This window comes from Lyngbya sp. CCAP 1446/10 (assembly GCF_026130175.1).
Classification (GTDB): Bacteria; Cyanobacteriota; Cyanobacteriia; order Cyanobacteriales; family Microcoleaceae; genus Microcoleus.
Map to the genome: position 1 here is coordinate 1 of NZ_JAIGNI010000080.1, position 22,428 is coordinate 22,428.

Genomic DNA, 22,428 nt, shown 5'->3' on the forward strand with positions numbered 1-22,428 from the left:
GAAGAGGGGGAGAGGGGGAGAGGGGAGTATTTTTACTTCTTCATTCTTCATTCTTCCCTCTTCCCTGTTCCCTTTTGGTTCCTCAATCTGCCCTCTGACTAATAAGAACTGTCAACTATCAACTATCAACTGAGAACTGACAACTGTCAACTATCAACTATCAATTGTCAACTGTCAACTGTCAACTGTTTACTAACTTTGAGGACATTTATATGCGTGTTTGCGTCATCGGTACAGGATACGTCGGCTTAGTCACAGGCACTTGTTTAGCACACATCGGACATCACGTTATTTGTGTAGACAACAACGAAGAAAAAGTTAAATTAATGAAGTCGGGACAGTCGCCTATTTTTGAACCCGGACTGTCTGAATTAATGTCTTCTGCTTCTCAATCGGGCAATCTAGAATTTACTTCGGATTTAGCAGCAGGAGTGGCTCACGGAGACATTTTATTCATTGCCGTGGGAACCCCTCCTTTGCCTACGGGGGAAAGCGATACTCGCTACGTAGAAGCGGTTGCGCGCGGCATTGGAGCTCACCTAGACGGCGATTACAAAGTGCTTGTCAACAAATCCACGGTGCCCATCGGTTCGGGGGATTGGGTGCGGAGGATTGTATTAGACGGTTTGGCTGAACGTCAAAAACCTCAAAGCGGTGATGGGGCTACTGGTGAGGAAGTAGCAGCAAAAACTGGCGTGCAATTTGATGTGGTTAGCAATCCAGAGTTTTTGCGGGAGGGCTGCGCTGTTCATGATACGTTTAATCCCGATCGCATTGTTCTCGGCAGCAACTCTCAGCGGGCGATGGATATGATGCTAGAGTTATACAGGCCGATTGTCGATCGCAAGTTTGCAGAAAATGAGTCTTTGCCCGCGGTGCCCGTGGTGATGACTGATATCAGTTCGGCAGAAATGATTAAGTACGCTGCTAATGCTTTTTTGGCGACTAAGATTAGCTTTATTAATGAAGTTGCTAATATTTGCGATCGCGTCGGTGCAGATGTTACCCAAGTAGCCAGAGGTATCGGTTTAGATTCGCGGATTGGCGGCAAATTTCTGCAAGCCGGCATCGGTTGGGGTGGTTCTTGTTTCCCGAAAGATGTTTCAGCATTAGTTCACACTGCTGAGGATTACGGTTATGAGGCGCATTTGCTCAGGGCGGCGGTGGAAGTTAACGAACGCCAGCGATTGATTGCAATTGAGAAATTGCAGCAAGTTTTGAAGATTCTTAAAGGTAAAACAGTCGGACTTTTGGGTTTGACTTTTAAGCCGGATACTGACGATTTGCGGGATGCTCCTTCGCTGAATTTAATCGACAATTTGAACCGATTGGGAGCGAAAGTTAAAGCTTACGATCCGATTGTTTCTCAAACTGGGATGCGTCACGGTTTGTCGGGAGTTTTGGTAGAAACCGATCCGGAAAGGTTGGCTGATGGTTGCGATGCTTTGGTGTTGGTGACTGATTGGGAACAGTTTCGCAATTTAGATTACGAGAAAATGGCGAAGTTGATGGATCATGCGGTGATGATTGATGGCCGCAATTTCTTAGATAAGAAGGTTTTAGAAGCGGCTGGTTTCCAATATGTGGGGATTGGAAGATAATAAGCTATTGCGCATTTAAATTGCATATTCGGAGCGGCGTCGAAGCCCACTCCACAAGAGTTTAATTATTTCTTGAGATACAATTTAAATGCCGCAATAGCTTAAAGAGTTCTAAGCATAATCTCTATCTCGTAGGGTGTTCTTCGGCGCACCTTACATTTAGTTGTGGCGAGGAATCGCGGGTAAATCCGCCTGCTTTAGAAGCTTTCCATTAGTGTTTTTTCTTCAGCGTAAACATCTCGTAGTTGTTGGAGTGCTGAGGTAGAAATTACTGATTTGACTGTAGCGACTAATTTACCCCACTCATGTAAGCTGTCAACTGAAACAGCGGCTTTGAAGTTGTACGTATAAAATTGAGTCCAAAATTCTGGTGCTTGCGTGCGTTTCCAGCGTTTGTACCAGCCGAGAAAATCTTGAGCGCAGGCTGGTTTTACTTCTAAAATTGGGGGGAAATCGGCGTAGCTGACGAATCTACTTAGGCCTTTGGCGTGCAGGTACACCATGTTGTGACAGCATTCGATTCGGTAAATTTGGTCTGGTGTGATGTTGAACAAAAGTGCTACTGTTTCTTCGGTGACAAATCTCGATCGCGGATTGACGATTAACGATTTGTGAATAATTTTTGAGGCGCCGATCGCCCAGGACGATCTTAACTGATTTTCTGATATCATTGTAGTTGCATCTGGTGGTTGGTAAATCTATCTGCTGGGTGCGATCGACAGAAATTATCTGTCAGAATTAATTTTAACTGGCGATCGTCCTTAGTTTCGCTGACCGGGGGCGATCGCTTTTTGCTATATTATACTAAATCCAAAATTTTGTAAATAGTTTTTATGAGTAAAGGTTTAGTCAGGTTGCGGGTTCGAGAGTTGGCGGCCGAGAAGGGATGGACGCTGAAGGAGGTTGCGGAGCGATCGGGAGTCGGATACAGTACGATTAGCAATTATGCCCGCTCTCAGGGGATGGCGATGGTTGACTTTGCGGCAGTGCACAAGTTGGCTCGCACTTTTGATGTGATGATTGAGGATTTTGTGGTAATTATGGAAAAGTAGGTGCTTTTTGGCGATCGAGTTTTGCGTGCAGATTGTAGCAGTTTTAAATCCCATAAACAACCGTCCCCAAATTCGGACACGGCAGTGCCGTTTCCCTACGCGAAATTTGATGAAAGCAACAGGAGTCGTAGGGTGTGTCGCCACAGAAAATCCTTAGCCAAACATGAAAAATCTCAAAGCGACGCACCTTTGAACTCGCCCGATCGCAAATAAAGTCGATCTCGCCTATAATCAAACTGACCCGCTTGCTATAGTCCATCAGGAGAGCCGTCAAATGTCAGATCCGATTACCTTGGGCTTGCTTTTCACCGTCGCTTGGCAAGGCATTCTGGGAACTCAAGTTAATGATGCAGCAAAGCACCTTTGTTTGACAGGAATAAAAAAGATATCACGAAACGGTAAAATTGTCAATCACGATTTAGAAAAATCCCTAAAAACATCTTTCCTGAAAGCTCAACAACAAATCGCCTCAGAATGCAAACAGGAAATCGACCCCAAAAATAGCGTTAACCGAGAGAGTTTTAGCTATTCGCTGCAAGACAGGCGGCGCGATTTTGATTGGTTGAAACGAAAGCTAGAACAGCTAAAATTAGATTTAGGAAAGGTTGAGAAAGAAACAGTCCCGTCTGGGATTCCCATCGCAAGTTTAGATGAAATAGAATTGCTGCTGACTGCGACAGACGAGTTAAAGCAGAATCGGGTAGCAGGAGTCAAGCAAAAATTGCTGGAAGTTGCCCTAGAAAATTGCGATGTGGCACCCTACAAAATTAAGTTAGAGCAAGATTTATTTGCCTTGGTGTCAGCATACTTTGCTCAGGAAATCAAGGACAATGATAAGGTTTTTCAGATATTTACCGGGCAAACTTTGACGCGGATCGATAGCACAACCCAAGAGATGTATACTTGGCTTGAGGAGATTGTTGAAAAGAGCCGCATTGTTTACCAACCGATTGATTGGCAGAGTATTTGTCAGCAGATTTTAGATGAGAAAGAACAGCAGCGGCTGAGTAGCAATCAGCTAACTTTTGGCAACCATCAAATTGATGATGTTTATGTGCCGCTGGGTTTGGTGGAACGGCACAAAGTTCCTGATAAGCGCCCGGATTTGGCGGCGGAAGAAGGTTCGGATTTGTACCGGGAAAAAGAAGTAACTCAAACCTTTGAACATAGCGAGTTTCTGGAGCAGGTTTTGCGGGAAGGAAGGAGCCCGAAAAGCAATGGGAAGCGGTTAGGAATTATTGGGGAACCGGGGGCGGGGAAAACTACGCTGTTGCGGCGGATTGCGAATTGGGTTGCTGATGAAATTTCCGAGGCGATTGTAATTTGGGTATCCTTGGCAGATTTGCAGGGGAAGGATTTAGAATCCTATTTATTTGATAGTTGGCTGCTGGCGGCAATTAAGAGGGTTGGGAAGGCTGAGGCGACGGCGGATATTAAGGATGATTTTTTAGCTTTGTTTAATGCTGAGCGGGTTTGGTTGGTGTTGGATGGCGCGGATGAGATGGCTGCGGGTGATGGTAATCCTTTGGCGGAAATTCAGCGGCAAATTAGAACTGGCGGCTGTGTTCAAAGGGCGCGGATTGTGCTAAGTTGTCGGCAGAATGTCTGGGATGCGATCGGCTCTGCGTTGGATACTTTTGATACTTATCGTACTCTGGAGTTTTCCTATCCCGAACAGGTGGAAATGTTTATTGATAAGTGGTTTGGAACCCCCCCTAACCCGCAGTTTGGAACCCCCCCTAACCCCCCCTTGGTAAGGGGGGGGACAAGAGAGGAAGAAGAGGTGACAGGAGAAGTAGAAACTCTTACTCCCCCCTTAGCAAGGGGGGCTGGGGGGGTGCTTTCCCAACAGCTACGGGAAGCATTAGCAGCATCGGGGAAAGAGCGAATTCGAGACTTAGTAAAAAATCCGCTGAGATGTTCGCTGCTGTGCGGTACTTGGCAGTCGTTGGATGGGGATTTGCCGGATACTAAGGCTAAGCTTTATCGGCGGTTTGTGACTACTTTGTATCAGTGGAAGAAACCGCGCCTGAATTGGAGTCAGCAGCAGGATTTGAATGCGGCTTTGGGGAATTTGGCTCTGGCTGGGATGTTAAATGAAACGGATCGGTTTCAGTTGCGAGAAAGTGTGGGATATCGGGTGATGGGTGCATCGCTGTTTGAGTTGGCTGGCGATTTGGGTTGGCTGAATTTGGTGGCGAGGGATGCGGAGACGGCGGAAGGGATTTATGCTTTTTATCATCCGACTTTTCAGGAATATTTTGCGGCTTTGGCGGTTGAGGATTGGCACTTTTTCTTAAATCATTTTCCTGGGAATCCGCAGCATCCTGATGCTCGATATCGGATTTTTGAGAAGCAGTGGAAGGAGGTTATTTTGCTGTGGTTGGGGCGTGAGGAGGTTGGGAAGGAGGAGAAGGAAGGGTTTATTAAGGCGTTGGTTGAGTTTGAGGATGGGTGTGATGAGGAATTTTATGAATATCGAGGGTATTTTCTAGCGGCTGCGGGGATTGCTGAGTTTAAGGATTGTAGTCTGGGTGATAAGATTGTGTCGCAGATTATTGTTAAGGGTGGATTTGGTTATTTTGATGAGGAAAAACAGGAGTGGCGCAGATGTCTCGATCCATTTGTAGAGAAAGCAAGGGAAGTTCTGAAAGAGACGGATAGAGAAAGGGCGATCGAAGCTTTAATCGAGTTAATCGGTACTTCTCAGAATGAAAATACCCGGCTAAAAGCGGCATATAGCTTAGGAGAAATAGACAAATATAACCCAGTGGCTATCTCCGCTTTAGGCGAGTTAATCCGCACTTCAGGTGATGAAGATACCCGGAGAGAAGCGGCAGAAAGCTTAGGGAAAATAGACAAAGACAACCCTGAAGCGATCGCCGCTTTAGTCGAATTAATCCGCAATTCAGATAATGAAGTTACCTGTTGGCAGGTGGCAGAAAGCTTAGGAAAAATAGGCAAAGACAACCCTGAAGCGATCGCCGCTTTAGTCGAATTAATCCGCAATTCAGATAATGAAGTTATCTGTTGGGAGGTGGCAGAAAGCTTAGGCAAAATAGGCCAAGATAACTCAGTGGCTATCACCGCTTTAGCCGAGTTAATCCGCAATGTAGGTGATGAATCTACTCGGATGCAAGCGGCAGATATTTTAGGTGAAATAGGCAAAGATAACCAAGTTGCGATCGCCACTTTAGTCGAGTTAATCCGCAATTCAGATGATAAAAATACCCGGATGCAAGCGGCATATAGCTTAGGGAAAATAGGCAAAGATAACCAAGTTGCGATCGCCACTTTAGTCGAGTTAATCCGCAATTCAGATGATGAAAATACCCGGATGCAAGCGGCACAAAGCTTAGGGAAAATAGGCAAAGATAACCAAGTTGCGATCGCCACTTTAGTCGAGTTAATCCGCAATTCAGATGATGAAAATACCCGGAGGATAGCGGCATACAGCTTAGGGAAAATAGACAAAGATAATCCAGAAGCGATCGCCACTTTAGTCGAATTAATCCGCAATTCAGATGATGAAAATACCCGGAGGATAGCGGCATATAGCTTAGGGAAAATAGACAAAGATAATCCAGAAGCGATCGCCACTTTAGTCGAGTTAATCCGCAATTCAGATGATGAAAATACCCGAAGGTTTGCGGCAAATGGCTTAGAGGAAATAGACAAAGACCATCCAGAAGCGATCGTCGCTTTAGTCGAGTTAATCCGCAATTCAGATGATAAAAATACCCGGAGGCAAGCGGCAGATAGCTTAGGAAAAATAGGAAGATATAACCCAGTGGCGCTCGAAGCTTTAGTCGAGTTAATCAATACTTCTCAGAATGAAAATATCCGCTGTGAAGTGGCAAATAGCTTAGGGAAAATAAGCAAAGATAACCCAGTTGTCATCCAAGTTTTAGTCGAGTTAATCGGCAATTCAGGTGATGAAGATACCCGGAGGCAAGCGGCAGATAGCTTAGGGGAAATTATGAAAGGGAAACACTTCGAGATCGCAGTCTCAGGATTGAAAGACTGCCTAACTTCCGAAATCTACGAAAACGATTTGGATCGCTTTACAACCTGCTACAAAGTCATCTGGGAATGTGCCAAAAATATGACTTACCCAGAATTTTATCAAGCATGGCACACTCAACCCACCAATTCGCCAATACCCGATCGCAACCACCGACAAAACACCGATCGCCCCACACTCCTAAAACAACTCAAACCCACAGATAAAGCCTTCCCCGTGCCCCTCAACATTCGCGCCCTAGAAGGCGAAACCGATACAAGCGCGATCGCCCAAGAACTCTGTACCCAACTATATCAAACAATCTTCCCCGCAGATACAGACATCCCCGCAATCCGCAACGCCCCCGAATTCAAGCGATTAATTCCCCAACTCAAAAACCGGCTGCAAAAACCGCACATCGCCTTAATTTTGCACTCGTGCCCCTGCGAAAACGCGCTTTCCTCTTTCACCCGCAAACTCGCCGACTCTCAGATGGGAATTCATATCGCCTGGATTACCGATACACCACTGGAATTGCCGCTAACAAATTTTGCCGCAGATGGAGAGGATTTGTTGGAGGCGGTGCAGGATTGGATTGCGGGGATTGGTGCGTGATATTGGGATGGCGATGTTGTTGTCTGGGCTCTGCGATTGCTTTGCTTCGCGCGCAATGACATATTCTCTTCAACCCCTCTGAGCTCGGGTTTTGTCTGTGTCGGCGCGATTTCAATCGCCCGCTACTCCGGGGCGGGCTAGAAGCCCACCCCACAAGAGTTTTAATTTCTTCAACCCCTCTGAGCTCGGGTTTTGTCTGTGTCGGCGCGATTTCAATCGCCCGCTACTCTGTCTAGGCACCATTTCAATCGCCCACTACCCCGATACTACTGCAATACTAATGGTAAAGATACAATCGAGCCTCCCCCAAGACTCCCAAACCATGTCCAAGCAAAAAAAGACCCCAGTCAAAACCTACACCGAAATCAACCTCAGCGACCCGCAATACTACTTCAACCGAGAACAAAGCTGGCTTGAATTCAACAACCGCGTGCTCCACGAAGCCCTAGACCCCCGCACGCCCCTCCTAGAAAGACTCAAATTCCTCGCTATTTTTAGCTCAAACCTAGACGAATACTTCATGGTGCGAGTAGCGGCACTCAAACAGCAAGTAGAAGCCAAAGTCAGCAAATTGACCTCCGACGGTAGCAAGCCCCAAGAACAGCTAGATGCCATCCACAAGCGCCTGTTGCCGATGGTTACTCAGCAACACGCCTATTTTGACCAAACCCTGCGGCCGAAATTAGTAGCAAACGGCATCTACATTCTCGACTACATTGACCTCAATCAAGAACAGCGAAATTACTTGCACCGCTACTTCAAAGAACAAGTATTTCCTGTGCTCACACCCCTAGCCGTTGATCCCAGTCATCCATTCCCATTTCTTTCCAATCTCAGTCTTAATTTAGCAGTAGTTGTCAGAGATCCCGACACCCGCGAAGAACTATTTGCCCGCGTCAAAGTACCGCAGGTTTTGCCCAGGTTTTTGCAGCTACCAAAGGATTTGCAGTGGCAGCAAAAAGGCAAATCTCCTGTGTGGACGGGGGTACCTCTCGAACAGGTAATCGCCCACAATTTAGAGGCTTTGTTTCCGGGGATGGATATTCAGGAATATCACCCGTTTCGGATTACTCGCAATTCCGATTTGACTGTCGAGGAAGAGGAGGCAGAGGATTTGCTGCTGGCGATCGAACAGGAACTCCGCAAGCGCCGATTTACAGGTTCTGCGGTGCGCCTGGAAATTCAAGCGATTATGCCGCCTGCACTGCGAGATATGTTGATGGATGAGTTGGAACTTGGAGAGCAGGATGTTTACGTGGTAGAGGGGCTGCTAGGCCTCAAGGATTTGATGAATTTTATCGGGCTGCCGGTGCCGGAACTCAAAGACCAGCCTTGGACTCCGGTGGTGCCGCCCCGGTTGCGGAACTCGGAATCGCCGATGATTTTAGGCAAATCGATGTTGGATGTTGAGGAGGGTGAGGATATTTTCACGACTATCCGTCAGGGAGATGTGATGCTACACCATCCTTATCACTCGTTTGCGGCGACGGTGCAGCGGTTTATTACTGAGGCGGCGCACGATCGCTCGGTATTAGCCATTAAGATGACTTTATACCGCACTTCTGGTGATTCGCCGATCGTCAGCGCCTTAATTCAAGCAGCGGAAAATGGCAAGCAGGTAGCCGTTTTAGTAGAGCTCAAGGCTAGGTTTGACGAAGAAAATAACATTAACTGGGCGCGCAAGTTAGAACAAGCGGGTGTGCACGTAGTTTACGGTTTAGTGGGACTCAAAACCCACACCAAGGTTGTGATGGTAGTCCGCCGCGAGGACGGATTTATTCGCCGCTACGTCCACATCGGCACGGGAAATTACAATCCGAAAACGGCTGGACTGTATACGGATGTGGGTTTGTTGAGTTGTCGCGAGGATTTGGGTGCGGATTTGACGGATTTGTTTAATTATTTGACTGGTTATTCGCGGCAGGTTTCTTATCGTAAATTGTTGGTTGCACCTGTTAATATGCGCGATCGATTTTTAGCTTTGATCCGCCGCGAGGCCGACTTCTGCCGTTTGAATGCCGAAAACGGCACTGGTAGCTGCGGCCGGATTGTCGCTAAAATGAATGCTTTAGTTGACCCTCAAATTATTGTTGCTTTGTACGAAGCATCGCAAGCGGGAGTTAAAATTGATTTGATTATTCGGGGGATTTGCTGTTTGCGTCCGGGCGTTGAGGGTGTTAGCGACAATATCAAAGTTATCAGTATTATCGGCCGCTTTTTAGAGCATTCTCGGATGTTTTATTTTTTCAATGGTGGTGCCGAAGAGGTGTATATTGGTTCTGCTGACTGGATGCAGCGTAATCTCACAAGGCGGGTTGAGGCGATCGTCCAAGTGGAAGATCCGACTATAGTGATGGAGTTACAAGAAATTTTGGGTGTGATGTTGGCGGACAATCGCCAAGCTTGGGATTTGCAGCCTGGGGGACATTATTCTCAGCGGCGCCCTCCTGCTAATAACCCGGAGGTGAGCTGTCAACAAATTTTGATGGATATGGCAATGAATTAGTCAGTTGACAGTTGACAGTTGACAGTTGACAGTTGACAGTTGACAGTTGACAGTTGACAGTGGTCAGTTATTGTTAGCTATTAAGCTGTACTGCATTTAATTTTAACTTTTAGGGCGGGCAAGATGCCCGCCCCACAAAGTTTTTAATACGAAATATGCAAATTAAATGCGCGACAACTCTCAACTGCCAACTGCCAACTAACAACTGCCAACTGTCAACTGTCAAAAGTGCGCTTAAATTCTTCTAACAAATCGTCAATTTCCTCGATCGCCTGACTGACATCAATTCTCAGAGCTCCCAAGTCCGATCGATCTAACAGCCGCACGAGGGATTCCCGCTTACTTTCTATTTCTGCTACGCGCTCTTTGATTGTCTGTACATCCATTGTTTTTGGCCTTTTGCTAGTATTCACAAAAATATTTGACATTTCCCCCTGCGAACAGACGGGGATTCTTAATTCACCGACGTACCTTTCTGGGCTAATCCTTCACTGTTTTTATATTGTAAGTGATCAACCTGCTCAGGGTTTTTGGGTCTGTGTTATAGTTGGATTGTACATCAAAACTTCAGCTAAACTTCACCGCAGAAAAGGCGGACGTTTATTATCTGCGGGTTTGTTTTTCATCACTTCAGTTAAAAATCGCTTCAGAGCCTTCTCGCGGTTTTTCATAAAAGCAGACCAAAATCCCGGTTGATATTCATCCATTGTCTTGGCTAGGGCCCAGACATCGATCGCTAAGATATTATAAAGCCTTTCATCTTCGCGTTTGAGCGAGTTAATCTGGTCGAGAACAGACTTGTTGGCGACCGTAGTTTGTTTGTCTTCGTCTTTAATCATGTCCGAAAATTGGTTGAAAGGGCAAGAGGGTCGATCGCCGCTCTCTATACTTTGATCATACTGCCGATCTCGATTGCCTTCTGGAACCAACGGCGCGCAATTAACCTGGATCTTGATCGGTGGCGCCGTGGCGAGTCTAAGCAGGATAGTTTTTGAAGATAGAGACAAGATCGTGGATGCACAGAGAACCCGCTCTCATAGATGCTAGCAGTTTTGGCGAGTATTTTGGCAAAAAAACTAAATTTATTCAAGACTTCTTGCCCGATAATAATTAAAGTATCTTGTTGATTCCAGCTACTTACCTCACTAATATGTTTCGTAAAATTTCTTTAGCAAGCCTAGCCTTAGTCGTCGGCGGTATTTTAGCAGTAGTCGGGTTCTATGCCTACTTCACAGACAAACCAACCCTAAACCTAGCCGGTTTTTTTTATGGAATTCCCCTGTTGCTGGGAGGTTTAGCCTTGAAAGCTGCCGAACTCGAACCAGCGGAGTTCACCGAACCGACTTCTCCTGAAGTTCTGCTTCTGCGAGAAAGTCAGGCCACAGATACTCAAAACCAAGTCCGCAAAGATATCACCCGATTTCGCTACGGCCAACCCGCCCACTTAGATGATGCTCTGGAACGCTTGGGAATGGCCCCGACAGACGAAGAACGCCCCCTCCTCCAAGGCTTGCGGGAAGTTGATGTTGACGGTGCTTATGCCTTAATTCTAGAGTTTTATTCGCCGCTAATGCCGATCGAAGTCTGGGAAGCAAAGCAAGAAAAAATAGCTAAATTTTTTGGCCCCGGTTTGCACGCACAAGTGACTCAAAAGCCTGATGAAAAAATTGAATTGGCTTTAATTACAAGTCCTAAAGCTTAAAGTGGTCTTAAGTTTTGAGTGCGGAAATTTTGAAGTCACCAATTAATAATTAATCCTGCATCGGCCCAAATACTGATTTTAGCGGCAGCTTGAAACCTGTCGCTATCGGCAAAAGCTCGTTAGCGAAGCCCTCGAAGAGGATCGCCAGTTGAGATTTTGCCCAACTTTGATTTTCGTTAATTATAATATTAGTTGAGGAGCGATCGACCATCTTAAATCAGGAGCAGCGCAAATGGTTTCGTCAAGGATGAGGATAGGTATTATCGGCTCAGGACAGGGTTTGTCAGTTGCAGTTAAACAAGCATCGAAGTGGATGATAGCAGTCTCAGTTGCAAATAATCCTGGCTCAGTCTTGAGTAGAATAAATGAGCAGATTAAATCCGCCAAACTAAATTATTGACAACAATCTATAGGGAAAACAGGGATACGCCAATGTCAGAAAACAGAGTGTCCATCATCGCCAAAGTACCTTTAACTGCTCAACAGCAGTGGGAAAATTTCATAGCTCATCACTGCGCACGTTGGCAAGGGGTATTGGTTAGATATGATGCCGCAGGGCAGGTTCTCGATATTCTTGATTCTGTACGCAGCTTAATTCCTTCTGACGATCGGCAAACTGTCACCCATTCCCTCGACTTCAGGAGTCGGATGACAGAAACAGTAACGCAGAAACAATGGGTTTTGACCTTGGGTAATCCGCTGATTATCCATCCGGTTGATCCAGATGCTGATCTGCTTTTTAATCCCAATTCTTCTGACACAATGGTTGGGGGTGATCGAACTGGTCAGGGATTTTATTTTGAGCCTTACCTCCTGGCATCAGGAAAAAGAACGAGTGTGGTAGTAATGTACAAATCTGCCGCAAATAGCCCTCAGCCTAATACGTTTTCATTCTTCAGAGAGATTAAGGAAGAGGTAGCGAAACCTTGGTGGTCTGAACAAACTCACTGTAGGATCGATCGAGTCAACTGCCTCAAACTTCCTGCTCAAACCACAGGCGGGATCTATGTTTCATTAGATGAGATGGCTCAACTGCCAGTTCCTCCTCAACCCAGTGAAATACAAGGCGATTTTCTACAAATCCAATTTCCAGATGCCATAGAGGTTGTTCTTTCGAGCGATCGATTCAAGACTCCCTATTATGCCTCCATGCGTTGGACCCCAGATACTCACAACACCCCCCGAAGCTGTACTTTAATCTACGAACAACCGGATCAAAAGGCTGATGTATTCGCCATCTAACTCAAATTTCCACTTCTGGATGAATGATCTGGTATCCTTCTGCTTTGAGCTTCTGATTCGATATGCGTCGATTATTCGATCGCTCTGTTGTATCTGACCCATCCCATTCCACTTCAGGTAATTCGTAGCGATCGCACAGTTGTTTAAACAACTCACAAGCAGTAATTGGAACATCATTCACTACGTTATAAACTCCTTGTAATTGACGAGCGAGGGCTAACTCACTTGCTGATACAATGTCGTCGAGATGAACCCAGTTCGTGAAATGATTGCCTGTGCCTGGGCGAGTTGTGCCTGCAAGCTTACTTAACCGTTTCTTGAACTCGCGATCGGGCCCATAAATTGCTCCAAGGCGAAAGATACATACTTTCAAATCTGGGCTGGATGCTGACAGCAAAACTTGCTCTGTCTCATGTAAAATCTCTCCATGTCTGTTAGCTGGTGCCACAGTTGAAAGTTCACTCACCCAGGCTCCATTACTATTGCCATACACGGCACAACTACTGGTATATATGAGTTGTTTTATGTTGGGAAAATGCTTCAAGGCAAGAACAAGGTTGTTGGCCGTATGCAGGTATGTCTCCTCGTACATATCGGAATCTACTTGTTGGTTTGCTGTAGGAGCGAGACTCAGGAAGATGGCATCTTGATTTGGCAAGATCGTCTGTAATGTCTCTTCATCGCAGCGCTTCAGGACGATCGCCTGATTGGCAACTTTCTGTAACTCCCCAATGCGATCTTGCGTAGTCGTCGTTGCAGTGATTACGTGACCCAGGTTCCGCCAATGCTGGGCAACGACAGTTCCAACATAACCACAACCAATAATTATAGCGTTCATCCGTTTTTTCAACTTCTAAGATAGAAGGATCTAGATTGCATCCAAGATAACAATATATCCCAGCTACAAAACTTTACGCACAGTCCGGCGCATATTGGATTTGCTTTTTGGGCATTTCATGCTGCTTTTTCTCCAGATCATCCCTCTATTATGCAACGCCGAGTTAATCAGCATTAACAAACAAGCGAGAACGAGTAATAAAACGCTCTCCATCCGGCCCTTCCAGGGAAAAATCGCTGCCTCCTGGCCCCGATGCCACATCTATAATTAACTGCGTGTGCTGCCAATATTTGTATTGCTGGGCTGCAATATAAAAGGGACAACCACCTATTTTTCCCAGCAATAAATCACCATCGCCGATGATTAATTCCCCGTTGGGATAGCACATGGGAGAACTACCGTCGCAGCAGCCACCGGATTGGTGAAACATCAATTCTCCGTGCTGTGTTTTGAGGTAGTCGATTAGTTTTAAGGCGGCTTCTGTGGCGGTGACTTTAGGGATTGTTTCCATTTGAGAAGGAAGAAGGAAGAGGGAAGAGGGAAGAAGAAAGAAGGAATTATTTATCTTAGGATTTATACACTCCAGCAAAGAAACCGGATTTTTTACTTAATCTGGGGACTGCGGCAAAGGATTACGAAAAAAACCCGGTTTCTGGATACCCGTGCGACTATCCCGCTTAGAAGAAGCCTAAAGCTTTGGGGCTGTAGCTTACCAACAAATTCTTAGTTTGTTGATAGTGATCCAACATCATTTTGTGGTTTTCGCGACCGATACCAGATGATTTGTAGCCGCCGAAAGCTGCGTGGGCTGGATACAAATGATAGCAGTTTGTCCACACGCGGCCTGCTTGAACGGCGCGGCCCATGCGGTAGGCGGTGTTGATATCGCGAGTCCAAACTCCTGCACCTAAACCGTACAGAGTATCGTTGGCAATTTCTAAGGCTTCGGCTTCGTCTTTGAAGGTGGTGACTGCTAATACTGGGCCGAAGATTTCTTCTTGGAAAATTCGCATTTTGTTGTTTCCTTTGAAGACTGTCGGCTGGAAATAATAGCCGTCTTGTAAGTCGCCAGATAAGGTGTTTCTTGCGCCACCAATCAGGCATTCTGCGCCTTCTTCACGCCCGATTTTGACGTATTCGGCGATTTTTTCCATCTGGTTGATGGAGACTTGGGCGCCGAGGGCGGTTGTCGGATCTAGGGGGTTGTCTTGTTTGATTTGGCGGATGCGATCGATCGCCCTTTCCATAAATCGATCGTAAATTGACTCCTGAATTAACGCCCGCGAGGGACAAGTGCAAACTTCCCCTTGGTTGAAAGCGAACATCACAAGTCCTTCGACTGCTTTGTCGAGAAAATCGTCATCTTGGGCGCAGACATCCTCAAAGAAAATGTTGGGCGATTTTCCGCCTAATTCTAGGGTGACGGGGATGACATTTTGGGAGGCGTACTGCATGATCAACCGGCCCGTGGTTGTTTCACCAGTGAAGGCTACTTTCGCAATGCGGGGGCTGGTAGCGAGGGTTTTGCCGATTTCGGCTCCCGGCCCGTTAACCACGTTGATAACGCCGTCTGGTACTAAATCGGCGATGATTTCCATCAGTACCAAGATTGAGGCTGGGGTCGGCCCGGCTGGTTTGAGGACAACGCAGTTTCCGGCGGCGAGGGCTGGGGCGAGTTTCCACGCAGCCATTAATATCGGGAAGTTCCAGGGGATGATTTGTCCGATCACGCCTAGGGGTTCGTGGAAGTGGTAGGCGACTGTTGTGCCGTCGAGTTCGCCGATCGACCCTTCTTGGGCTCGGATGCAGCTTGCGAAGTAGCGGAAATGGTCGATCGCCAGCGGGATGTCTGCTAGTGTGGTTTCGCGAATTGGTTTACCGTTGTCCCAGGTTTCGGCGATGGCGAGGCGATCGAGGTTTTCTTCCATGCGATCGGCAATTTTGTGCAACACCCGCGCCCTGTCTGCTGGGGGAGTCTTACCCCACTTGTCTTTCGCGGCGTGGGCGGCATCTAGTGCCAATTCTACATCCTCGGCGCTCGATCGGGGAATTTGACAAATTGATTTTCCGGTAATTGGAGAAAGGTTTTCCGAGTATTTCCCCTTCACCGGTGCTACCCACTTGCCGCCAATAAAGTTGTCGTAACGAGCTTGAAAAATCGACGGACTGCCGGATTGAACAGGTGCTGCTACTACCATTTTATTACCTGATTAAAATTTGTTTTCGCGGACTTGTGAAATCTCTTAAATATCAACTATCGTCTATTTGCGAACAATTAGGTTAATTTATATACAAAATTTTACATTATTTTCAATAAAATAGGAATTACGCACCCCAACCTCAGAAACCCGGTTTCTTCGTATGTTTCTCGTTAATAAACACCATATTTTCGTAGAAACCTGGTTTCTAACCAGACGTAATTCCTGTACAAATACCCCAGCCTAATCCGCCATCTTACCAGAAATAATTGGTTTAAAGCCGGAACCCTTTGAGTGATAAATTAAAACAAGAATATTCATTGTTTCAATCCTCTTCCTTCTTTTGTCAACTGTCAACTGTCAACTGTCAACTGTGCCGGAGGGGAATTTCTATCCTAATTTTAGTACCTTTACCAGGTTCCCAAAAACACTTTAACTCTCCTTTATGCTGCTCTACAATTATCCGATAGCTGATAGCAAGTCCCAAACGGCTGCTGTGTTCCGCAGGTTTCGCCATCAACAATGGATCGGAAAATTGGGCTGCGATATCTTCGCTGGTTGCCAGATCGTTATCAGCAATCTCAATAGCAATCCGCTGACCATCGATTACGTGAGTGCTGATCAAAATTACAGGTCTAAATTTCAGCGATTCCGACTCATCCAACTCTTGACTCGACTCTTCCAAAGCATCGATCGCATGATTGATAATATTCAGAAAAGCTTGATTGAGCTGACCCGCGTAACACTCAACTTGCGGCAAATTTCCATATTCCTTCATCACCTTGATATCTCGCCTACCCTCGCGAGCCGGCAAGCGGTGCTGCAACAACAACAGAGTATTTTCTAAACCGTCGGAAATGTCGAATAACTGCCAGCCCGATCGATCGCTGCGGGAAAAATCCTGTACCGACAAGATTATTTGGCGGATGCGATCGCTCCCGGTGCGCATGGAACTCACGATTTTCAATAAATCGTCGAGGATGAATTCCACATCCATATCTTGCTGTTTTTGCATAATTTCCGAGTCGGGATTGACTAGGTGTTTTTGATACAATCGCAGCAGTTCAATTAAATCAGTAGCGTAACTTTGGACATGAGTGAGATTGCTGTAAATAAAAGTAATTGGATTGTTAATATCGTGGGCGATCCCAGATACCAATTCGCCCAAATTAGACATTTTTTCACTTTGCAGTATTCGATCGCGCGACAGTTGCAATTCTTGCTGAGTTCGTTCCAACTCCAGCGTCAACTCGCGCCCACGCAAACCCGCGCGCACCCGCCCCAACAATTCCTGCTTAACTATCGGTGTAAACAAAAAATCGTCCAGCGTGTCCAATTCTTGGGCCCCTACAAATTGATCGGGTGTTGTCAGCAGCAGAAAATAGGCTGTACCCAATTCTCGTGAAGCGAAGCTATCCCGTTCCCCGTAGGGGTTCCCGAAGGGTAGGGAATCGCCCTTCAGCAGCCGGCACAGATCCAACCAGTTGATTTGAGGCGAAGTCCCATCGCAAATTACCACATCCGGGGAAAATTCCCTCGCCAAATCTAAAGCTTCCTTGCCGTCAGAAGCCACTTTCAGCTCATGTCCCTCCCCTAACAGTAACTCTTGCACGACTCCCAAAGTCACATCATCCGCGATCGTCAGAATCTTCGCCATCACAACAGCTCCACAACTTACTCTTTAGCATACAACCGCTATCATTGTGCGGACATATTTAAAATTACACAATAGTTCAATCCTCAAAAAAACAGCGGATTCCGGCTCCCTCAAAGCCCTAAATAGCTCAGTAGAAGGTATAATTTTAGACGGAAAATGCAAAACTGCAAATTCTTGCTTTCCTAATTAATCTTTAGATAACAGCTTTCTGCCTTCAGACTGCTGATAAATATCCCAGATACTTTTTCAAGTTGCGCCCGAAAACCATAAAAAAACTTTAAAATTAATTAACAGTAACGTCAAATTCACCTTCTCGGTCTGCGCCTGAGAATGCCAATCACCAACACCACCTCAACTTTGATTCAAGCCGAAACACTACAACTATTAGAATGGCCGCGCCTGTGTCAGCACTTGGCTACCTTCGCGGCCACCAAACTCGGCGTTGCCGCCGCCCTCGACCTCCAAATCCCAGCAACTCAAGCTCAAACAGCAGAACTCCTCGCCCAAACTCAGGAAGCTTATCAGTTAGAAAGCCGTGCTGGCAGTGCTTTGAGTTTTGATGGCATCCAAGACATCGGCGTTTCCCTGCAACGAGCCGAACTGCAAGGTTTGCTCAGCGGCGAAGAATTGCTGGCAATTGCTACCACCCTCGCCGGATCAAGGCAATTGCGCCGGATCATTGACTCTGCGCCCGATGTGCCCACACTCAAAGAACTGGCATCTCAACTGCGGACTTATCCCGAAATCGAACAGGAAATCCATCGCTGTATAGACGATCGCGCTCAAGTAGCCGATCGCGCCACTCCTAAATTAGCAGGAATTCGAGTTCAAATGCGACAATTGCGCGATCGCATTTATCAAATATTGCAAGGCATTTTGCAGCGCCAATCCAACGCCGTCCAAGAACAGGTAATTACCCAAAGAAGCTCCCGCTTTGTCATTCCCGTCAAAGCTCCCCAAAAAGATGCCATTCCCGGCATCGTTCACGACTCCTCCGCCAGCGGCGCGACACTATATGTAGAACCACATAACACAGTCAATCTTAATAACCAAATGCGGCAGTTGCTCAGACAAGAACAAGCCGAAGAGGAAGCAGTCCGCCGCGCCCTCACCGAGCAAGTCGCAGCAGTTAAACCAGATTTAGACAGATTGGTGGTGGTAGTAACAACTTTAGATTTAGCTGCGACTAAGGCACGCTACGGTTATTGGCTGGAAGCAAATCCGCCGAAATTTATCGAATTGGGAGAGCCAGAATTAACACCAAAAAATACAGTAAATTTAGATGAGGAAAATTCAGATGAGGAACCAGCAGAAACCAGCCAAGTATTAATTCCCAATCTGCGATCGCAAATCACCTTGCGACATTTGCGCCATCCCTTATTAGTTTGGCAGCAGCAATACGAACAAGGCTTTACAGTCGTACCCGTCGATTTGACCATCCAGCCGCAGATCCGCGTCGTCGCCATCACCGGCCCCAACACCGGCGGCAAAACTGTCACCCTCAAAACCTTGGGATTAGCAGCTTTAATGGCAAAAGCCGGAATGTTTGTCGCCGCCCGCGAACCCGTAGAATTGCCTTGGTTCGACAACATTTTGGCTGATATTGGTGACGAACAATCTTTGCAGCAAAGTTTGTCTACTTTCTCCGGGCACATCCGCCGCATCAGCCGCATTTTAGAAGTTTTAACTAATAAATCGGAAGGGGAAAGTGCAGGAGAAGGAGAAGAAAATTCCCAATTCCCAATGCCCGATGCCCAATTCCCAATGCCCGATGCCCAATTCCCAATGCCCGATGCCCAATTCCCAATGCCCGATGCCCAATTCCCAATTCCCAAATCTTTAGTTTTGTTAGACGAAGTAGGAGCGGGGACAGACCCCTCAGAAGGTAGTGCATTGGCGATCGCCCTATTGCAATATCTCGCCCAACATTCGCTACTAACAATCGCAACTACCCACTTTGGCGAACTCAAAGCCCTTAAATATCAAGACGCGCGCTTTGAAAATGCCTCAGTAGAATTTGACGACAATTCTATGCAGCCCACCTACCGCTTGTTGTGGGGAATTCCCGGACGTTCCAACGCCCTAACTATTGCTAAAAGACTCGGTTTGCTAGCATCCATAGTCGATGAAGCTCAAACCTATGTCGGGGGAGCATCTCAAGATGTCAATCAAGTAATTGCAGGACTCGAAGCCCAGCGCCGGAGACAGGAAACCAAGGCCAGAGAAGCAACTCAACTGCTACACCAAACCGAAAAACTGCACAAGGAAGTTTCTCAAAAAGCAGCGGCTTTGCAAGAACGGGAGCGAGACCTAAAAATAGCTCAGGAAGTGGCAGTAAATGAGGCGATAGGTACGGCGAAATCAGAAATTGCTCAAATCATTCGGAAATTGCAGGCGGGCGATCAAACGGCTCAAAATGCCCAACAGGCGACAGATACCTTAAATCAAATTTCTGAAAAACACCTGCCGTCGCGGAAAGCACCAGCGAAGCCAAAACCGGGTTTTATGCCGAAAACGGGCGATCGCATCCGCATTCCCAGCCTGGGCCAAACCGCCGAAGTCCTCAGCGGCCCCGATGCTAACGAAGAGTTGAGCGTGCGGTTTGGGATTATGAAAATGACTGTCAAACTGGCAGAAATTGAATCCCTCGACGGTGAAAAACCGGAAACTAAAGCTCAATTAGCCAAGGTTGCAGCCCAAGCAGCCGCTACCGCTAAAGCTAAGCAAGCAGCGTCGGAACCGGCCAAACCCAATCCTGAAATTGCCATCCGCACTGCTAATAATTCGATCGATCTCCGGGGCGCGAGAGTCTCCGATGCCGAAATCGAAATCGACAGAGCTCTGTCCAAAGCCGTCGAATACGGTGCGCTGTGGATAATTCACGGCAAGGGTACGGGACAGTTGCGGCGCGGGGTTCACGAGTTCCTCGCTACTCACCCGCAGGTTTCCCGCTTTGAGCTCGCCAGTCAAAAAGAAGGAGGTGGAGGTGTGACGGTGGTTTATCTAAAATAAGCTGGCGTGCATCTAAATTTTCAGAATCATGTTGCTTGAAACTCTTGTGGGGTGGGATCTTGCCCGCCCAAAAACTTAAATCTGTTCTGCCGCAACAGCTTAGTCGGAACACACAGAATTGATTTCGGACACCGGGCGGCGTAGGATGATTGGGGGTAAAATTTTATGGGTTTTTCTGGTTGCTGTCGATCGAACTTGCAACCGCAACTTTCAACTCTCCAATCCGTCCAGCAACTAGGATTGCCGGAATCAAAGCAACGAGTTATGGAGAAAAATTAACAGAATCTGCTTTTGTCCGGCCGCCAAACAAAAGCACTGCATACTGTCGATATCCAGCCTCAACCTGTCTTATTTCCCGTGCCCAAGCCATGCGCTCGACTGTAAAGCCCTCCGCTCCCACAAACCAAACGGGCCCATCTCCCAACTGGGAAGAATTGACCCAAAAAGCACCAGAACCTACCCAGTTGGACAACATTAAAGCCCAACTGGATTTAGTGCTGTTAGCCCTAGAAGCACTGGCAGAAATTGGCTCAGAGGCGATGCTCAAGGTAGCAGCCGAACTGAATTTAGAGCCAATGGTAGCCGATCGCGTGGCTTTGTGGCGGCTGCGCCAATCTAACCCGCTGCGGAAAGGCCAGGGAGGGCGGAAAAAACTGGATGTGGAGGAAGCTCGATCGCTCGTTTTGATCAGCTGTAATTTAGCAAAACAGCACCAAGCTTTAATCCGTCGCGCCGTTGCTCTGCTGGAACAAATGGCAGAGCAAAACCGCGAACCTCACACAGTCGCTTTGTTGGGAGATTATATTGATAGGTTCAGCAACACTTATGCCGATCGCATGGAAGATGCAGAAAACTTATCGGCAAAAGAACTAACTAATTTAGCCCTGAAACTCCTGATCGATTTGTTATTTTACAGCAGTCCCGGCGGTCACAGGCGGCTCTGGCTGGCTCTCCTAGACCGTGCCAAGAATTAAGCTAAGTCATAATGAAAACGAGAATGAAAAACATCAAGAACAGGCAAGATGCCTATTCCACCAAAAAATTTATTTGTTGTGGAACAGGCCGGAAAGCCTGTTACTAAAAAAGCTTGTTAAGAATGCTACCAAATATCAGATAAAACATAGTTATTCCATCTTCCTAATGACAACTAACAACTGACAACTGACAACTGACAACTGACAACAATCAACAATCAACTGACAACTGACAACTGACTTCATTATGGCTCTTAAACGCTACACGCCCCCCACTTGCACGCTGGAAATTACAGCCAAAAGTTCGCCTCTATCTCGCTGGGCGGGCCAACCTGTGTTTAAATCTTTAAATTTCGAGTTGCGGCTTGACGACCCCAGGCTACCAGATACCGAACACGTTACACTCAGGGGCGATCGCAATCAACTCGAAACTCTCCACGAAGCAGTCAGTAACTACGTCCAAAACTTGCTCGGCGAAACTCGCGATTGGGAAAGCAATATCGAGCCTGAAACTACCCATACTGTTAGCGCAGACTTGCCAGAGTCCGCCCGTAATGCCGTTATAGTCGATCGACCACCCAACACATCCGAACTAGCCACCGCCGCCCCAAACACTACCTACCTGCCCGTTTCCCCCCGCTTAGAACCCCGCGGCTTGCTCGCCCACAACTTGTTTTTAGGCTCATTGAGCGCCGCCGAATCCGGGCCGGAAGTACACCTGAGCACAATCCAACTCTTTGACTTGGCCACCGCACTAGATGACTGCGCCGCCGAAGTCATGGCCCTTCCCAACCTCAACCGCGATCGCCGACAACCGAAAGCATTATCATGGCTAAATATCGCAGCAATCCTAGTCGCCAGCGCGGGTTTGACGACGGGAATTGTTAAAATGCTCGATCGATCCAACAGCTCCCCACAAACCGCCACAGCCCCCGCCACAGCCCCCGCTAATCCACAATTTACCCCCGTACCAGGACAGCCCCAGATAGTTGCCGGCGCCACCCCCAGCCCAGTTCCCGCCCCCACCA

The 22,428-nt window shown here is 47.1% G+C and carries 16 protein-coding genes; 9 read left to right on the forward strand and 7 right to left on the reverse strand.

Annotated features, from left to right (window positions below):
* Positions 1-212: 212 nt before the first annotated feature.
* Complete coding sequence (locus K4039_RS24205) at positions 213-1,601, forward strand: UDP-glucose/GDP-mannose dehydrogenase family protein (RefSeq protein ID WP_265239065.1); 1,389 nt, start codon at positions 213-215, stop codon at positions 1,599-1,601.
* Positions 1,602-1,798: 197 nt separating this feature from the next.
* On the opposite strand, the gene K4039_RS24210 is transcribed toward K4039_RS24205, so the two are convergent.
* A complete protein-coding gene (locus K4039_RS24210; protein ID WP_265239066.1) occupies positions 1,799-2,272 on the reverse strand; it encodes a hypothetical protein in 474 nt (157 codons plus the stop codon).
* Between the two features lie 162 nt (positions 2,273-2,434).
* Here K4039_RS24210 and K4039_RS24215 point away from each other — a divergent pair, with 162 nt between their 5' ends.
* The 3 genes from K4039_RS24215 to ppk1 all read left to right on the forward strand — a co-directional run bounded on the left by K4039_RS24215 (position 2,435) and on the right by ppk1 (position 9,777).
* Positions 2,435-2,653 carry a helix-turn-helix domain-containing protein gene (locus K4039_RS24215; RefSeq protein ID WP_265239067.1) on the forward strand — a complete coding sequence of 73 codons (219 nt, stop codon included), beginning with the start codon at positions 2,435-2,437 and terminating at the stop codon, positions 2,651-2,653.
* Between the two features lie 274 nt (positions 2,654-2,927).
* Positions 2,928-7,271, forward strand: coding sequence for a HEAT repeat domain-containing protein (locus tag K4039_RS24220; RefSeq protein WP_265239068.1), 4,344 nt, complete (start codon positions 2,928-2,930; stop codon positions 7,269-7,271).
* Positions 7,272-7,593: 322 nt separating this feature from the next.
* Entirely contained in the window at positions 7,594-9,777 is a 2,184-nt protein-coding gene (ppk1, locus tag K4039_RS24225; protein ID WP_265239078.1) for a polyphosphate kinase 1, read from the forward strand.
* A 215-nt stretch (positions 9,778-9,992) separates the two neighbouring features.
* Here the strand turns inward: ppk1 and K4039_RS24230 are convergent, their stop codons facing one another.
* Both K4039_RS24230 and K4039_RS24235 read right to left on the reverse strand, forming a co-directional pair.
* Positions 9,993-10,163, reverse strand: coding sequence for a hypothetical protein (locus tag K4039_RS24230; protein WP_265239069.1), 171 nt, complete (start codon positions 10,161-10,163; stop codon positions 9,993-9,995).
* Between the two features lie 192 nt (positions 10,164-10,355).
* Positions 10,356-10,616 (reverse strand): hypothetical protein, encoded by a 261-nt coding sequence (locus K4039_RS24235; RefSeq protein WP_265239070.1) that lies wholly within the window; start codon positions 10,614-10,616, stop codon positions 10,356-10,358.
* A gap of 311 nt (positions 10,617-10,927) precedes the next feature.
* Here K4039_RS24235 and K4039_RS24240 point away from each other — a divergent pair, with 311 nt between their 5' ends.
* Both K4039_RS24240 and K4039_RS24245 read left to right on the forward strand, forming a co-directional pair.
* The gene (locus K4039_RS24240; protein WP_265239071.1) at positions 10,928-11,479 is read left to right on the forward strand and encodes a DUF2854 domain-containing protein; all 552 of its coding nucleotides are present in this window, start codon (positions 10,928-10,930) and stop codon (positions 11,477-11,479) included.
* A gap of 432 nt (positions 11,480-11,911) precedes the next feature.
* Positions 11,912-12,721, forward strand: a complete 810-nt coding sequence (locus K4039_RS24245; protein WP_265239072.1) for a DUF3598 family protein — start codon at positions 11,912-11,914, stop codon at positions 12,719-12,721.
* A gap of 1 nt (position 12,722) precedes the next feature.
* On the opposite strand, the gene K4039_RS24250 is transcribed toward K4039_RS24245, so the two are convergent.
* From K4039_RS24250 to K4039_RS24265, 4 genes are all read right to left on the reverse strand, one after another.
* Positions 12,723-13,559, reverse strand: a complete 837-nt coding sequence (locus tag K4039_RS24250) for an SDR family oxidoreductase (RefSeq protein WP_265239073.1) — start codon at positions 13,557-13,559, stop codon at positions 12,723-12,725.
* A gap of 163 nt (positions 13,560-13,722) precedes the next feature.
* Positions 13,723-14,070 (reverse strand): DUF779 domain-containing protein, encoded by a 348-nt coding sequence (locus tag K4039_RS24255; protein ID WP_265239074.1) that lies wholly within the window; start codon positions 14,068-14,070, stop codon positions 13,723-13,725.
* Between the two features lie 166 nt (positions 14,071-14,236).
* Complete coding sequence (locus K4039_RS24260) at positions 14,237-15,757, reverse strand: aldehyde dehydrogenase family protein (RefSeq protein ID WP_321161657.1); 1,521 nt, start codon at positions 15,755-15,757, stop codon at positions 14,237-14,239.
* Between the two features lie 367 nt (positions 15,758-16,124).
* A complete protein-coding gene (locus K4039_RS24265) occupies positions 16,125-17,414 on the reverse strand; it encodes a hybrid sensor histidine kinase/response regulator (protein ID WP_265239075.1) in 1,290 nt (429 codons plus the stop codon).
* 357 nt (positions 17,415-17,771) lie between these two features.
* Between K4039_RS24265 and K4039_RS24270 the strand changes: the two genes are divergently transcribed.
* The 3 genes from K4039_RS24270 to K4039_RS24280 all read left to right on the forward strand — a co-directional run.
* Entirely contained in the window at positions 17,772-20,426 is a 2,655-nt protein-coding gene (locus tag K4039_RS24270; protein WP_321161658.1) for an endonuclease MutS2, read from the forward strand.
* A 368-nt stretch (positions 20,427-20,794) separates the two neighbouring features.
* Positions 20,795-21,400, forward strand: coding sequence for a DUF3038 domain-containing protein (locus K4039_RS24275; protein ID WP_265239079.1), 606 nt, complete (start codon positions 20,795-20,797; stop codon positions 21,398-21,400).
* A 247-nt stretch (positions 21,401-21,647) separates the two neighbouring features.
* Positions 21,648-22,428 (forward strand): DUF4335 domain-containing protein (locus K4039_RS24280; protein ID WP_265239077.1); only part of this gene is annotated, 781 nt, incomplete at its 3' end.